A 15,257-nucleotide genomic window follows, 5' to 3' on the forward strand; every position below is an offset into this window, starting at 1 on the left:
CCCCCCCCCGCTGCGTCTGGCGCGTTACTTCGCGACGAAGTACAGGCGCTTGTTCGCGAACTCACCGATGCCGACGGGGCCCATCTCGCGGCCGAAGCCGGAGCGCTTCACGCCGCCGAAGGGCATCTCGGCCGCTTCCGCGGCGATGGTGTTCACGTGGGTCATCCCCGTCTCGAGGCGCGAGGCGACCTTGGCGGCGCGAGCCTCGTCGGTGGAGAAGACCGAGCCGCCGAGTCCGAGCTCGCAGTCGTTCGCCAACTCCAGCGCCTCCTCGTCGCTCGAGACCTTGTAGACGGTGGCGACGGGGCCGAAGATCTCCTCGCGGTACGACTCCGAGTCGCGGGGCACACCGGTCAGCACGGCGGGCGAGAAGTGCGCGCCGGGGCCGTCCGCGAGCACGCCGCCGGCCTCGAGGGTCGCCCCCTCGGAGACGGCCTTCTGCACCTGGGCGTTGACGGTCTCGGCCGCGGTGCGGGTCGAGAGCGGCACGAAGGCGCCGTCCGCCAGATCGAGCTGGTCGCCCGGCACGAGGCCCTCGGCGAGCTTCTTCAGCTCGGCCACGAACTCGTCGTAGATGTCGTCCATCACGATCAGGCGCTTGTTCGAGTTGCACACCTGGCCGCCGTTGTAGACGCGGAAGGCCCACGCCTCCTTGGCGACCGCCGCCACGTCGTCGGCGTCGAGCACGACCATGGGGTCGATGCCGCCGAGCTCGAGCACGCACTTCTTCAGATGGCGCCCCGCCTGCTCGCCGATGATCGCGCCTGCGCGCTCCGAGCCGGTGAGCGAGACGCCCTGGACACGGGGGTCGGCGATGATCGTGGCGATCTGGTCGTGCGAGGCGAAGACGTTCTGATAGCCGCCGACCGGAACGCCGGCCTCCTCGAAAATCTCCTGCATCGTGAGCGAGGAGCGCGCGCAGATGTCGGCGTGCTTGAGCAGGATCGTGTTGCCGAGCACCAGGTTCGGGGCCGCGAAGCGGGCGACCTGGTAGTAGGGGAAGTTCCACGGCATCACGCCGAGCAGCACGCCGACGGGGCGGTGCTCGATGTACGCCTTGCCGGGGATCGTGCTGGGGATCTCGTAGTCGGTGATCAGGCTGGGGCCGTGCACCGCGTAGTACTCGATGATGTCGCGCGCGAACTCGACCTCGTCGATCGACTCGGCGATCGACTTGCCCATCTCGAGGGCGATGATGCGGGCGAGCTCGTCCTTGCGCTCCTCGAAGATCTCGGCGACCCGCTTCACGACCTGGGCGCGCTCGTAGACGCTCTTCTCCCGCCATTCGCGGTAGACGGAGTCGGCGCTCGAGATCGCCTGCTCGATCTGCTCGTCGGTGGCTGCCTCGAAGGTCTCGACGATCTCGCCGGTTGCGGGGTTCTGGACACGGTACTTCGACATGTTTCTCCTTGAAAGTTTCGGGTCGGCGCGAGGGTGCGCCCATTGCGACTGAACTGTCAGTTTGGATTTCTGAAAGCTATCACTCCACTCGGTCGCGCACGAGAACCCGGCTCCGGGCGAGTATCCCGCGAGCCAGGCGTCATCGCCATACCAGAACCGTACCGTCTTCGACTGATTTCGGCCCCTACCGGCTCGTCGACGGGAGCTGGCCCGCCGCGGCGCGGTCGATCCCGCCCGCCCCGCCCGTGCTGGGGCGACCCTTCTCCGCCATGAATTTGGCGATGCGTTCTGCGCTCGTGAGGATGTGCAGCGATATCCGCCGCTCGATCACTCTGCGATCACCGGTGCGCAATGCATCCATGAGGGCGCTGTGGACGCGATGCTCTCGCTCGGGATCTGAGCGCCTGCGCTGGTCCTCCGCGAGCGCGATCGTGATCTGGGCGGCCGTCACGGGCCACAGTTTCGTCAGGAGGTAGTTCTCCGAAGCCTCCCAGATCCCCTGGTGGAACGCGAGGTGCGCGTCGTGCTGTACGACGGGGTCGGGATCGAAGGCCTCGATCTCGTACTGCCGCCAGCACCGCTCGACCCGCTCGAATCTCTCACCGGACTCGTCGGACAGGATGGCGTCGACCGCGACCATGTCGAGAGCGATCCTGCCCAGGGCGATGTCGTGAAAGGTTGCGGGGTGCAATGCCGAGACTTTGACACCGCGGTGGGGAGACCTCGTAACCAGGCCCTCATCGGCCAGCTCGTTAAGCGCCTCACGGACGGTGGGGCGGCTCACCTTGAGCGAGTCGGCGAGCTGGTGCTCGGTGAGCCGTTCTCCGGGTTGCAGAGACCCCGTGATGATCGACCGACGGATCTCTCTGCGGGCGGCGTCCTTCTTCGAGAGCGTCATGGAGGCGTTGACGGGCTCAAGCCTGCGGTCACCGGCCTGAAGCGGGGTGGCCTGGGCAGAAGTCTCTGACATTCCTGCTGCCTTTCTGACTCTGCGCCGAGGCTAGCAGAACTCCGACGCGGCGGGGGCGGGGCGACGCTCTGCATTGCGGGATCGCCCGGCGCCGCGTTCGCGGTGGTCACCATCGCGACCTCCTGCGACAATGAGGTTCGGATCCTGCTTTGGTGCGAGAAGGGAACGACCGGCATGTCTCGAGCACTGCTCATCGTCGACCTGCAGAACGACTTCACGGAGGGCGGCGCGCTCGGCGTCGCGGGCGGCTCGGCCGTCGTGGCGAGGGTCACCGAGCTGCTGCGCGAATCGCGGGATCGCTACGACCTCGTGGTGGCCTCGCGCGACTGGCACGACGCCGAGGGCGACAACGGCGGCCACTTCGCAGCGGAGGGCGCCGAACCCGATTTCCGCGAGACCTGGCCGCGGCACTGCGTGCGGGGCACGGAGGGGGCCGACTACCACCCCGCGCTCGACATCGACCGCGTCGACGTGCACGTGCGCAAGGGGATGGGGCGGCCCGCCTACTCCGCCTTCGAGGGGGAGACGACGGACGGCCGGGCTCTCGCGGAGGTGCTCGCAGAGCACGGCGTCGACCGCATCGACGTCGTCGGCATCGCGACGGACTACTGCGTGCGGGCATCCGCCCTCGACGCCGTCGAGGCCGGATGCGAGGCGCGGGTGCTCAGCGGCATGGTCGCGGGAGTCGCCCCGGAGAGCACTGTGGCCGCGCTCAAGGAGCTCGCATCCGCCGGCGTCGAGATCGCGTGAGTCGCCTGCGGGTTCAGTGCTCCGCCTGCGCTCAGTGCTCCGCGGGCGGGGTGAGTCGGGCCTCGTGCTCGTCGAGCGCGAGCTCGGCGAGGCGCAGGGTGGCCGAGCTGTAGCGGCCGATCGCGCGCTCCTCGAGCAGGGCCGCCCGCTGGGCGTCGAGCACCACCCGCGAGAGGCGCAGGTAGGCCTGCGCCGCGGTCTCGACGGCTTGCCCCTGCGGCGACCCGGTGTGCGGCAGCGAGAGCGCGATCGGCGCGAGCGAGTTCCGAGCCGTGGCGCGCACCCGCTCGACGATGGCGGGGGAGGGCTCGGGGTACGACCCGTCCTCCTGCTCCGCCGCGAGGGTCTCGTCGAGCGCCGCGGTTCCCTCCTCTACCAGGTCTTTGCTCAGGGCGATGAGCTCCCGCGCCGACGAGCTCGACTCCTGCCCGTCCGGCCACAGCCTGCGGATGACCATCGGCAGGGTCAGCCCGTGCAGCAGCAGCGTCGCCGCCGCGACGAGGAACGCGATCAGCACCACCTGGGCGCGGTAGGGCACTTCGACGGGAATCGACTGCGCGGCGGCGAGGGTGACCACACCGCGCATCCCGCTCCAGGAGAGGACCGCGCCGTCGCGCCATCCGAGGCGCCTCTCGCGCTCGTGGGCGAGATCGGCCTCGGAGCGCCGCTGCATGAGCGTGAGCTTCCGCAGCTGCCTCCTGCTGCGCTCCGATCCCGAGCCCTTCTCGCGCACGCGATCCGTCAGCCGGGTGAATCCCTCGGAGCGGGCCTCGTAGCGATCCAGGTCGCCCCGCATGGACCAGAGCAGCGGGACCAGGAAGACCGTGCGGCAGAGGATCAGGAGGACGACGAGGCCGAGCGCGATCAGGCCGACGTGCCGCAGCTGGAATCCGCTGTCGCCGACCTCGTCCACCAGGGCGTGCAGCTGCAGCCCCATGACGAGGAACACGCCGTTCTCGATCGCGAACTGCACCGTGCGCCAGTTCAGCCGCTCGTTCATCCGCGCGGTCGCGCTGAATCTCCGCGCCGAGTGGTGCCCCGTGTAGAGGCCGGTGACGACGACCGCGAGCACCCCCGAGGCGCCGACCTCCTCCGCGGGGATGAATGCGACGAAGGGCACGATGAAGGAGACGACGGTGTCGTAGACCGGGTTCCTCAGCTTCGAGCGCACCCAGACGGTGATGACGCCGATGAGGAACCCGATCGCGATCGCGGCGGTCACCGCGAAGGCGAAGGAACCCGCGGCGTCCCAGAACACGAAGCTGCCCGCCACCGCCGCGAGCGCGGTCTTCAGGAGCACGAGCGAGGTCGCGTCGTTGACCAGGCTCTCGCCCTCGAGGATCGACACCAGCCGCTCGGGCATGCCGAGCCGCTTGCCGATGGAGGTCGCCGCGACCGCGTCGGTGGGGCTGATCACGGCGCCGAGGGCGATGCCGACGGGCAGCGGGATCGCGGGCACGAGCAGGTGCAGCAGCACGCCGACGACGAGTGCCGAGATGATGACGAGCAGGACCGAGAGCCCGACCACCGGTTTGAGGTTGCGGCGGAAGTCGACGAGCGGCACGTTGACCGCCGCGGCGTAGAGCAGCGGGGGAAGGGCTCCGATGAGGATGATCTCGGGATCGATCACGACGCGGGGGACGAACGGCAGGTAGCCGATGCCGATGCCCACGACGACGAGGATGAGCGGCGCGGCGATCCCGATCCGGCCGGCGACGATGGCCGTTCCGACCACCAGCACCACCGCCGCCACGGCGAGCAACCCGATTTCCATGTACTCAGCTTAGAGCCGCGTCTCGCAGGCGAGGGCCTCGGGACCGTGACCCGGGCGATAGCCGACCTGTCGGGGTGAAGATCGTCGAGGCGGATGCTCATCGGTCACCGATGCGGCATATGCGGGTCGATACCGCGCATCCGTGGCGACCGAGGGTTCGTACTATCCTGGGGGGCCTGCGCGGCTCGCCCAGGACCTCGCCCGAGAGGTGCACCGGGAGACTCGCCCGGGCTTCCCTGCGAGGTTCCCCGGGCGATTCCGCCGCGACGGGCGAACTTCTTCTCGGAGGCCATCTCACGTGTCCACGCTCATGCGGATCCTGCAGTTCACCAGATCGCTGACCCCCTATTACATCGGGATCATGGTCGCGGCCGCCGTGGTGACCGCCGCGGGGCTGTCGGTCCCCTTCATCACGGGGAAGGCGACCGACGTGGTGGTGGAGGCCGTGCGCTCGATCGCGGGTGGCGAGGGGGTGCCGGACGACGCGATCCGGATCGTGGTGCTGCTCTCGCTCGCGCTGCTGGCGGCGAGCCTGGTCGAGACCTTCGTCAGCAACATCGGCGGGTACTGGGGCGACGTGATGAGCGCGAAGATGCGCACCATCCTCTCCACGCGCTACTTCGAGAAACTGCTCTCCCTGCCGCAGCGCTACTACGACAACGAGCTCACGGGCACCATCGTGGCCCGCCTGAACCGGTCGATCTCCGAGGTCACCAACTTCATGAAGTCGTTCTCGAACATGTTCGTGACGATGCTGATGACGACGGTGGCGGTGCTCGCGATCAGCGCCTGGCACTACTGGCCGCTCGCGCTGCTGCTGCTCATCGCCTACCCCCTCTATCTCTGGCTGACGGCGCTGACGAGCCGGAAGTGGCAGCGGCTGGAGGGACGCAAGAACGAGCACGTCGATATCGCCTCGGGCCGGTTCTCCGAGGTCGTCGGGCAGATCCGCGTGGTCAAATCGTTCGTGCGGGAGCGCAGCGAGCTGCAGCACTTCGAGGAGCACTTCGACGAGACGGTGCAGCTCACCGCCGAGCAGTCCCGGCACTGGCACCTCATGGACGGCCTGCGCCGCGGCGTGCTGAACGTGATCTTCTTCGCCCTCTACGTGATCATCTTCGTGCGCACCGTGACGGGGCACTTCACGCCCGGCGAGATGGTGATGCTGATCCAGCTCATGGCGATGGCGCGGCAGCCGGTGACGAGCCTCAGCTGGGTCGTCGACTCCGCCCAGCGGGCCATCGCGGGATCGAAGTCGTATTTCGAGGTCATGGAGATCGACCCGGCGGATCTCGACGGGGGACCGGCCGGCCGAGCGACGGGTCGCCGCGATGCGGCGGATATCCGCGATGCGGCCTCTCCCGGCGCTCCCGGTTCGCGCGACGGCGGCGACGCGCCGATGGCGTCGTTCAGGAACGTGCGCTTCGGGTACGACGAGGACGACGACGTGGTCTCCGGCATCTCCTTCGACATGGCGCGCGGCGAGCGGGTGGCGCTCGTCGGAGAGTCCGGCGGCGGCAAGAGCACCCTGATCAACCTGCTGCTGGGGCTGTACTCGCCGCGCTCCGGCAGCATCGAGGTCGCCGGGATCGACGGCGACCTCTCCGCGCTGCGCCGCAGCATCGGCGTCGTGTTCCAGGATCCCTCGCTCTTCTCCGGCACCATCGCCGAGAACATCGCCTACGGGCGCCCCGATGCGAGCCGCGAGGAGATCGAGGAGGTGGCGAAGCGGGCCGCCGTCGACATCTTCGTGGAGAAGTTCCCCGCGGGCTACGACACCGTCATCGGCGAGCGGGGGATGAAGCTCTCGGGCGGCCAGAAGCAGCGCATCGCCGTGGCGCGGGCCATGCTGAAGGACGCGCCCATCCTCGTGCTCGACGAGGCGACGAGCGCGCTCGACACGAAGTCGGAGCGCCTCGTGCAGGCCGGCCTCGAGGAGCTCATGCGGGGGCGCACCAGCCTGATCATCGCGCACCGCCTCTCGACGATCGCCGAGGTCGACCGCATCATCACGCTGCGCGACGGGCGCATCGACGAGATCGGCACCCCGGCCGAGCTCACCGAGTCCGGGGGCATCTACGCCGAGCTGCTCGCCCTGCAGAACTCGACGTCGAAGGCCGATCGCAAGCGCCTCAAGCGCTTCGACGTGATCGGCTGAGCCGCGCCGCCGCCCGTGAAGCATCGGGTGAGGAGCCGGCCCGGGGCCCCGTCGCTTCGCCGGGATCGCGACGGCGGTCGCCCCGCCACTACGATGGTGCAGATGTCTCCCCTCGCCGACCGTCGCCGCGCCCGCGTCGCGACGATGATCGCCTTCGCCACGAACGGCGCGCTGCCCGCGACCCTGATGGCCCGGTACGCGGAGGTGAAGGAGCTCCTCGGGATCGACGCCGCCGTGTTCGGCATCGTGGTGGTCGGCTACCTCCTCGGCGCCGCCGGAGCGTTCCAGCTGCCGGGCGCGATCCTGCGCCGCCTGGGCAGCCGCGGTGCCACGTCGACCGGGACGGTCTGGATCGCGCTCGCGCTGGTGCTCGCCACCCTCGGGGTCGCGACGGGGCAGCTGTGGCTCTTCGTCGTCGGTCTCGTGCTCGCCGGCTTCGGCGACGCCGCGGTCGACGTGGCGGAGAACGCGCAGGGCCTCCGGGTGCAGGAGGCCTACGGCAGGTCGCTGCTCTCCTCGATGCACGCCGGCTGGAGCGTGGGAGCCGCCGTCGGCGGGGTCGTGGGCACGGTCGCCGGCTCGCTGGGCGTGCCGCTGCTCGTCCACGTGGCCGCCTGGGGGGTCGTCTGCGTCGTCGCGATGACCTGGTCGGGGCGCTTCTTCCTCGCCGATGCTCACGTCGGGGAGACCGCGGATCCGGGCACCGGCAGGATCGGCGCTCGCGCCCTGCGGCTGCTGATTCCGCTCGCGCTCGTCGCGCTGGCCGGGATCGCGGTCGAGGACATCGGCAACAACTGGTCAGCCGTGCTGCTCGCCACGGAGCGCGGCGTTCCGGTCGCGTCGGCTGGGATCGGTCTGAGCGTCCTGCTGGGAGCGCAGTTCGCCGGCCGCCTCGTCGGCGACCGATTCATCGACCGCGTCGGCAACCGGGCCGCGCTCCTCGTCAGCCTGGTCATGATCGCCGGAGGCTTCGTCCTCGCCGCATGGGCGCCGTGGGCGTGGCTCACGCTGGCGGGCCTCGCGCTCGCCGGCTTCGGCAGCGCGGTCACGATCCCGCTCGCCTTCGCCGGAGCCGACGCCATGCCGGGCCTGCGCCCGCACGCCGGCGTGACGTGGATCAGCTGGATCATGCGCGTGGCGAGCCTCGGGCTCAGCCCCGCCGTCGGCGGCATCACCACGGCCGCCTCGCTGCCCGTCGCCATTTCGGCCGCCTCGCTGCTCGCCCTGCTCGCGCTCGTCTTCCAGCTGCGCCGGCCCCGCTGAGGCCTCAGGCCACCGCGATCGCCGTCCCGGATCTGCCGTGGAAGGCGCCCCACCGCTCCGCGACGGGGGCGAGCGCCGCGGCGTCGAGGCGCTCGCCCGGCAGCGCGGTGGCGCTCACGTCCTCGCCCTTGCGGGTGCCGCGCTTCCAGGTGCCCACCACGCGCCCGTCGTGCACGACCGTGGCGAGGAACATCCCGTTGCGGCCCGGCACGATGCGCTCGAAGTGCGCGGGATCGAGCTGCGCCGAGCGGTCGGTGTAGCCGAGCAGGTGCTCGTCGAACGCCGGCAGCAGCAGCCACGCGCCCCCACGGGACCCGATGCCCGAACCCGCGCGCGATCCTGCGCCGGCGCGCGACCCTGCGCCGGATCCGCCCGAACCGGAGAGCTCGTCGAGCGCCTCGGGCGCCGCCCAGAACTCGGCGGGGGAATCGGCCACGCGCAGCGGCGCCAGCCGCCCGGCCTCGGCGGCGAGCGCGAGCCCCCGTCTCGCGTCGCGCGCGGTGAGACCGGTCCACCAGGCGAAGTCCTTGGCGGTGACCGGACCGCGAGCGCCCGCGTAGCGGAGCGCGAACTCGGCGAGCGCCTCGTCGCCCTCGAGACGGCGCGGCGAGGCGATCCAGTCGTCGGCGAGCACGAGCCGCGGCTCCCCGTCGACGACGGGGCCGAGCGTGGCGATCCCGTTCTGACACAGCCACCAGATCAGGTGGTAGCGCCAGTTGCTCCGCCACTCGAGACCGGCTCCCGTCCAGACTTCGGAGAGCTCGTCCCGGTCGAGGCTGCGTCCGCCGCTCATGGCCTCGACCGCGGTCTCGACCAGCGCGTCGAGCGCCGCGTCGCTCATGCCGAGGAACTCGCGGCGCTTGGGCGCGCCGGCCAGCACCCGGTGCCCGGTCACGCCCTGCATCCAGCCGATGTCCTCGGCGGCGACGACGTGGATGGTGCCGCGCATGGGCCAGGAGCGCACGATGAGACCCCGGTTGAAGGCCGCCGTGACGTCGTCGACCGCGCTGCCCGGCGTGCGCACGCCGAGTGCCCAGCGGGCCGACCGCCAATCCTGCCCCTGCGACGCGAGCATGCGCCGCGCCGTGCTCGCGATGCGCTCCGGGGCCGGGTCGTCGTGATCCCGATCCCGGTCAGAGGCCGAACCGGCGCTCCGGGCGGCACCGTGAGCACCGCGATCGAGCCCTTCGAGCCCCAGCGCGCGCATGCGGAGGCGGAGCAGGTCGGCGGCACCCAGTTCGACGGTCATGTCGAGAATCGTAGACCCCGCCCTCGACGAACGGCTCGCCGCCGACCCGCGGGGGCGAGATCCTGCTCAGCCCGAGGGCGCGGATCAGAACCGGGCCCGCGCGTACTGCGGCGGCACGAGCGCCGCCGCCGAGGGCGCGCGCAGCTCGTGCGCCCACCGGATCGGCAGGTGCGGGTCGGTGAGCAGCGCCCGCCCGAGCAGCACCGTGTCGGCCTGGCCGGTGGCGAGGATCCCCTCGGCCTGCGCCGCCTGGGTGATGAGGCCGACGGCGGCCACGGGCAGCGGCCCACGGCGCACCTCGGCTGCGAGGCCGACCTGATAGGACGGGCCGACCGGGATCGGGGCGCTCGGCACGTTCGCGGCCGAGGAGACGTCGATGAGGTCGGCGCCGTCGTCGGCGAGCCAGGAGGACAGCTCGGTCGCCTCCTCGACGGAGAAGCCGCCCGGCACCCACTCGGTGGCCGAGACGCGCACGAGGATCGGCAGGGACGCGTGCCGATCCCGGATCTCCCGCACGATCTCGCGGAGCAGCCGGGCCCGCCCTGCCAGTTCGCCGCCGTACGCGTCTCGGCGATGATTCGACAGCGGCGAGAGGAACTCGTGCAGCAGGTAGCCGTGCGCCGCGTGCACCTCGACGGCGTCGGCCCCGGCTCGCACCGCGCGGTCGGCGGCGTCGGCGAAGGCGCGCACCAGCACGGGCAGCTCGACGGCGTCGAGGGCGCGCGGGGTCGCGAAGTCGCCGAACGGGATGGCGGAGGGCGCGACGGTCTCCCACGCCCCCTCCGCGGCGGCGAGCGATCCCGAGGGGGAGCCGGGCAGCGTCGGGTGGGTCGAGGCCTTGCGCCCCGCGTGGGCGAGCTGCACGCCGATCCTCGCGCCGTGGGCGTGCGCCGCGTCGACGATCCGGGCGAGCGCGTCGGCCTGGGCGTCGTTCCAGAGCCCGAGATCGAGCGCGGAGATCCTGCCCTCGGGCACCACCGCGGTCGCCTCGGTGAGCACGAGCCCCGCCCCGCCGCGGGCGAGCGAACCGAGGTGCTGGAGGTGCCAGTCGGTCGCGACGCCGTCCTCGGCCGTCACCGAGTACTGGCACATCGGCGAGGCCCAGAGGCGGTTGCGGAACTCGACGTCGCGGAGGCGGAGCGGACGGAACAGGATGGGATCGGCCATCCCTCGAGTCTAGAAGCCCGGGGCGCGCGTCCCTGCGGCTGCGGCGAGAGCCGCGTCGGCAGCGGGGAGGGGGCCGGTCGTGCGAACCGGTGTCAGCGGTCTGTGCCAGGCTTGACGCGTCCGCCCAGCACACGAGAGAGGAGCGGCCGTGAAGATCTTGCACACCTCCGACTGGCATCTCGGGAGGAGCTTCCACGGGCACTCCACCGCTCCCCAGCTGCGCCAGGTGCTCGGGGCGCTCCCGGCGCTGATCGCGGAGCACGGGGTCGACGTCGTCGCCGTGGCCGGCGACGTGTTCGACCACGCCGCGCCCGCCGCCGAGCTCTACGAGGCGCTCGCGCGGGCGATCCGCGGCATCCGCGAGGCGGGCGCCGTCGTCGTGATGATCAGCGGCAACCACGACAACGCCGCGAGGCTGGGCTTCCAGTCCGAGTGGGCGGCCATGGGAGGGGTGCACGTCATCACGAGGGGCTCCGCCTTCCGGGAGCCCCTGACGCTCACCGACGCGCACGGCGCCGTCGACTTCTACGGCGTCCCGTTCCTCGAGCCCATGCTGCAGCGCGAGCTGTACCCCGGCGAGCGGCTGCGCGAGCACCGCACCCTGCTCGCGCGGGTGATGGGGGAGGTGGATCGGCTCGTGGCCGAGCGGGGCAACCGCAGCGTCGTGCTCTCGCACTGCTTCGCGGTGAACGAGGCGACCGCCCGGGACGCGGCGCTCGAGAACTCGGATCTGGTGTGGGACCTGACGGCGGGCGGCCTCGATCTCGTGCCGGCCGGCATCTTCGGCGGGGTCGACTACGCCGCGCTGGGGCATCTCCACGGCCGCGGCACGCTCGCCCCGAACGTGCGGTACAGCGGCGCACCGCTCCACTACTCGTTCTCCGAAGCGGACAAGCCCCGCGGGGCCTGGCTCGTCGAGCTCGACGGCGGCGGGCTCGCCCGCGTCGACTGGCTGCAGCTGCCGGTGCCGCGGCCGCTGGTCAGGATCCGGGGCACGATCGACGAGCTCCTGAGTGCGAGCGGGCTCGCGAAGCACGAGGGCAGCTGGGTCGAGGCCACGCTCACCGACTGCGTGCGTCCGATCGACGCGATGCGCCGTCTGAAGGAGCGGTTCCCGCACTGCGCCCGGATCGAGTTCGCGCCGATCGGAGGGGCGGAGGGCCCCCGCCGCAGCTACGCCTCGCGGGTCGCGGGTCGTGGGGACGACGAGGTGATCGGGGAGTTCCTCGCACACGTCCGCTCGGGGGAGGGGCCCGACGACGCCGAGCGCGAGCTCCTGGCAGAGGTGCTCGCCGAGGTGCGGGAGGGCGGGGCGCGATGAGGATCCTGACGCTCGACCTCGAGGGCTTCGGCCCGTTCCGCGACCGGCAGGTGCTGCGGTTCGACCGTGCCGCGGCCGGCGGCATCCTCCTGATCGCTGGCCGCACCGGCGCGGGCAAGTCGAGCCTGCTCGACGCCGTGAGCTTCGCGCTCTACGGCGCGGTGCCGCGCTACGACGGGCAGCCGGGCCGCGTGCGCAGCGATCACAGCGAGCCGACGCGGCCCACGAGGGTGACGCTCGACTTCGAGATGGGCGGAGCGCGCTATCGGGTCGAGCGGCGACCCGAGTGGCAGCGGCCGAAGCAGCGCGGCACCGGCACGACGCTGCAGAAGCAGGAGGCCCGGCTGTGGCGCTGGGACGAGGCGGCATCGGATTGGGAGGGCATCGCCTCGCGGCCCGTCGACGTGGCGCCCGAGCTGCAGGAGATCCTCGGGCTCAGCCACGCGCAGTTCCTCCAGGTCGTGCTGCTCGCCCAGGGCGGTTTCCAGCGCTTCCTGCACGCGCAGGACCAGGAGCGCCAGGCGACCCTCAGAACGCTCTTCCGCACGCAGCGCTTCGCCGAGGTCGAGCGCCTGCTCGCGGAGCGGCGCCGGGAACTCGACGAGACGGTGGGGCGGGCGGAGGCGCGCATCTCCGGTCTGCTCGAACAGGCGGAGGCGGCCATCGCCGAGGCGCCCGACCCCGCGTCCGAGACGGCCGGGTCTGGGCAGACCGCCGACTCGATCGATGCGCGCCGCGGCGCGGTGGCCGCGGCGGTGGCCGCGCTGGGCTCCGAGTCCGACGGGCTCCGGCGCCGTGCCGCCGAGACCGCCCGCGCCGCCGGAGCGGCGGACGAGCGGGCCCGGCTCTCCCGAACGCTCGCCGCAGCCCAGCGACGGCTGTCGGAGGCGAGGGAGCGCGAGCGGAGTCTCGCCGAGGGGGAAGCGGCGGTCGAGCGGGATCGCGCGATCCTCGCGGGTGCCGACCGCGCTGCGCCGGTCGAACTGGCCTCCACCAGGCTCAACCGGCTCTCCCAGCAGCAGGAGGAGATCATGCACGGTCTCCGCGCCGCACGAGAGCACCTGATCGAGGCCGCCGAACGGGCGGGGGAGTCGCAACGGGTCGCCGCACTCGTCGAGAGGCCTCTCGCTCACGGGGAGTACGCCGAACGCGGCCAGGACGCGGAGATCGCGGTCGCTGCGGAGGGCCTCGAGCCCGCGGTGCTGCAGCCGTGGCGGGACGAGGTCGCCGCCTCTCTCGCGGCCCTCGACGAAGCGCGTGACCGGGAGGCCGACCTCGCCTCATTGGAGGCCGAGGCCGAGCGCCTGCGCGGCCTGCTCTCCGAGCGCCGCGAGGCAGGGGCTGCCCTGCGGAACCGAGCCGAAGTGCTGCCGGGCCTCCGCGACGAGGCCCGCACCTCCGTCGAACGGCTCGCCCGCCTCGCGGCGCCGCTCGACGAGCTGCGTCGCACGCTCGAACGAGCCGAGCGGACGGCTGAGGCCGCTCTTCGCGCCGGCGAGCTCACCACGGCTCTCGCCACGGCACGGCGGCTCTCGAGCGAGCGGGCCGAGGATGCCGCCGATGCCGCCGCGCGGGTGCGAGACCTGCTGGCGCGCCGGCTCGAGGGCATGGCGGGCGAGCTCGCCGAGGGACTGCGCGCTGGCGAGCCCTGCCCCGTCTGCGGGGCCGTCGAGCATCCCGAACCCGCCGACCGCGACGACCCCGTGTCGTCCGAGCAGATCGAGCGGGCCGAGCGCGGGGCCGCGGTGGCCAATACCGGCCTCGACGACGCCCGGGCGTCCGAGCGGCAGCTCGAGACCGACCTCGCCGAGGCGCGGGCGCAGGCCGAGGGACGCGCCCCCGTCGAAGCCGAACGGGCCCTCGCCGAGGCTCGCTCGGCCGTGAGCGCCGCGGCGGAGGCCGAGCGGGAGCTCGCCGAGCGGCGGAGGAGGCTCGCCGAGCTCGAGACCGAGCTCGAGTCGACCGCGGAGCGCGAACGCGGACTCTCGGAGACGGTGCTCGCCGCGGAGCACGAGCTCACGATCGTGGAGCGCGATCGCGCCGCGGTCGCCGAGCGCCTCCGCGCCATGCGCGGCGCCTTCGAGACGCTCGCCGAACGCCGCCAGGCCGAGCTGCTGCTGCGGAACGCCCTCGACGAGACGCTGCGGCGCGGTGCGGAGCTCACGGCGGCGCGGGCCGAGTACGACACGACCTGGGAGGAGTGCCGCGAAGCGACCGCGCGAGCGGGCTTCGAATCGTTCGCCGCCGCCATCGCCGCCTCGATGCCCGAGGAGGCGCGCAGCGAGCTGAGGAGGCGCATCGAAGAGCACGAGGCCGAGCGCCAGCAGATCGCAGGCGTTCTCGCGGATCCCGAGCTGCAGGGCCTGCCCGCCGATCCGGTTCCGCTGGATCGGCACGAGGCCGAGCTGACCGCCGCGCAGGGCGCTGCGCGAGAGGCGGAACGCGCCGCCGTCACGGCCGAGGATCGCGTCCGTGAGCGCCGTGGGCAGCTCGAGCGCCTGGACGTCGCCGTCGCCGAGGCCGCAGCGGGCATGGAGGCACTGCGCCGTCTCCGACGCCTCAGCGACACTGTGCAGGGCAAGGAGCCCAACACGCGGCGCATGCGGCTGGAGGCCTTCGTCCTGGCCGCGCGGCTCGAGGCCATCGTCGATGCGGCCAATCGCCGTCTGCGGACGATGGTCGGCGGCCGCTATACGCTGCAGCACGACGACGGGCTCCGCAGCCGCGGCCGCCAATCCGGGCTCGGGCTGCGCGTGCTCGACGAGTACACCGGGCGCGCTCGAAGCACGGACTCGCTGTCGGGCGGCGAGACGTTCCTCGCCTCGCTCGCCCTCGCCCTGGGCCTCGCCGACGTGGTCACCGCCGAGTCCGGCGGCATCGCACTCGATACGCTGTTCATCGACGAGGGTTTCGGCTCGCTCGATCCCGATGCGCTGGATCAGGCGATGGCGACCCTCGACACGCTGCGCGAGGGAGGCCGCACGGTCGCGCTCATCAGCCACGTGACCGAGATGAAGGAGCGCATCCCCGCGCAGCTGGAGGTGATCGTCGATCACCGCGGCATCAGCAGTCTGCGCGGCGACGGCGTGCAGGAACCGGACGAGGCGCAGGAACCGGATGACGTGCGGGAACCCGGCGGCCTGCGGGAAACGACAGTGAGAGAGTGGGAGACCCGATGAGCCTGAGCCGGATCCTCGACGCGGC

General features: G+C 72.1%; 10 protein-coding genes. 5 read left to right on the top strand and 5 right to left on the bottom strand.

The features are described from left to right. Positions 1-24: 24 nt before the first annotated feature. Together JD276_RS07985 and JD276_RS07990 are read right to left on the bottom strand one after the other, a co-directional pair. Complete coding sequence (locus JD276_RS07985; protein ID WP_200115119.1) at positions 25-1,401, bottom strand: NAD-dependent succinate-semialdehyde dehydrogenase; 1,377 nt, start codon at positions 1,399-1,401, stop codon at positions 25-27. Positions 1,402-1,585: 184 nt separating this feature from the next. Next, positions 1,586-2,371, bottom strand: a complete 786-nt coding sequence (locus JD276_RS07990; RefSeq protein ID WP_200115120.1) for a GntR family transcriptional regulator — start codon at positions 2,369-2,371, stop codon at positions 1,586-1,588. Positions 2,372-2,545: 174 nt separating this feature from the next. On the opposite strand from JD276_RS07990, the gene JD276_RS07995 reads away from it, so the two are divergent. Then, entirely contained in the window at positions 2,546-3,121 is a 576-nt protein-coding gene (locus tag JD276_RS07995) for an isochorismatase family protein (protein WP_200115121.1), read from the top strand. A gap of 31 nt (positions 3,122-3,152) precedes the next feature. Here the strand turns inward: JD276_RS07995 and JD276_RS08000 are convergent, their stop codons facing one another. Beyond that, positions 3,153-4,895: a cation:proton antiporter gene (locus JD276_RS08000; RefSeq protein ID WP_200115122.1), complete on the bottom strand. Its 1,743-nt coding sequence runs from the start codon at positions 4,893-4,895 to the stop codon at positions 3,153-3,155. Positions 4,896-5,193: 298 nt separating this feature from the next. Between JD276_RS08000 and JD276_RS08005 the strand changes: the two genes are divergently transcribed. Together JD276_RS08005 and JD276_RS08010 are read left to right on the top strand one after the other, a co-directional pair. Further along, positions 5,194-7,053, top strand: a complete 1,860-nt coding sequence (locus JD276_RS08005) for an ABC transporter ATP-binding protein (protein WP_200115123.1) — start codon at positions 5,194-5,196, stop codon at positions 7,051-7,053. Positions 7,054-7,155: 102 nt separating this feature from the next. Further along, the gene (locus tag JD276_RS08010; RefSeq protein ID WP_200115124.1) at positions 7,156-8,316 is read left to right on the top strand and encodes an MFS transporter; all 1,161 of its coding nucleotides are present in this window, start codon (positions 7,156-7,158) and stop codon (positions 8,314-8,316) included. 4 nt (positions 8,317-8,320) lie between these two features. Here the strand turns inward: JD276_RS08010 and JD276_RS08015 are convergent, their stop codons facing one another. Both JD276_RS08015 and JD276_RS08020 read right to left on the bottom strand, forming a co-directional pair. Beyond that, positions 8,321-9,565 (bottom strand): winged helix DNA-binding domain-containing protein, encoded by a 1,245-nt coding sequence (locus tag JD276_RS08015; RefSeq protein ID WP_200115125.1) that lies wholly within the window; start codon positions 9,563-9,565, stop codon positions 8,321-8,323. Between the two features lie 84 nt (positions 9,566-9,649). Then, positions 9,650-10,732, bottom strand: a complete 1,083-nt coding sequence (locus JD276_RS08020) for an NADH:flavin oxidoreductase/NADH oxidase (protein WP_200115126.1) — start codon at positions 10,730-10,732, stop codon at positions 9,650-9,652. Positions 10,733-10,880: 148 nt separating this feature from the next. Between JD276_RS08020 and JD276_RS08025 the strand changes: the two genes are divergently transcribed. Then, positions 10,881-12,053: an exonuclease SbcCD subunit D gene (locus JD276_RS08025; RefSeq protein WP_200115127.1), complete on the top strand. Its 1,173-nt coding sequence runs from the start codon at positions 10,881-10,883 to the stop codon at positions 12,051-12,053. After that, entirely contained in the window at positions 12,050-15,232 is a 3,183-nt protein-coding gene (locus tag JD276_RS08030) for an AAA family ATPase (protein WP_200115128.1), read from the top strand. The genes JD276_RS08025 and JD276_RS08030 overlap by 4 nt, the downstream gene beginning before the upstream one ends. The last annotated feature ends 25 nt before the right edge of the window (positions 15,233-15,257 follow it).

The sequence above is a fragment of the Leucobacter chromiisoli genome (assembly GCF_016522505.1).
Taxonomy (GTDB): domain Bacteria; phylum Actinomycetota; class Actinomycetes; order Actinomycetales; family Microbacteriaceae; genus Leucobacter; species Leucobacter chromiisoli.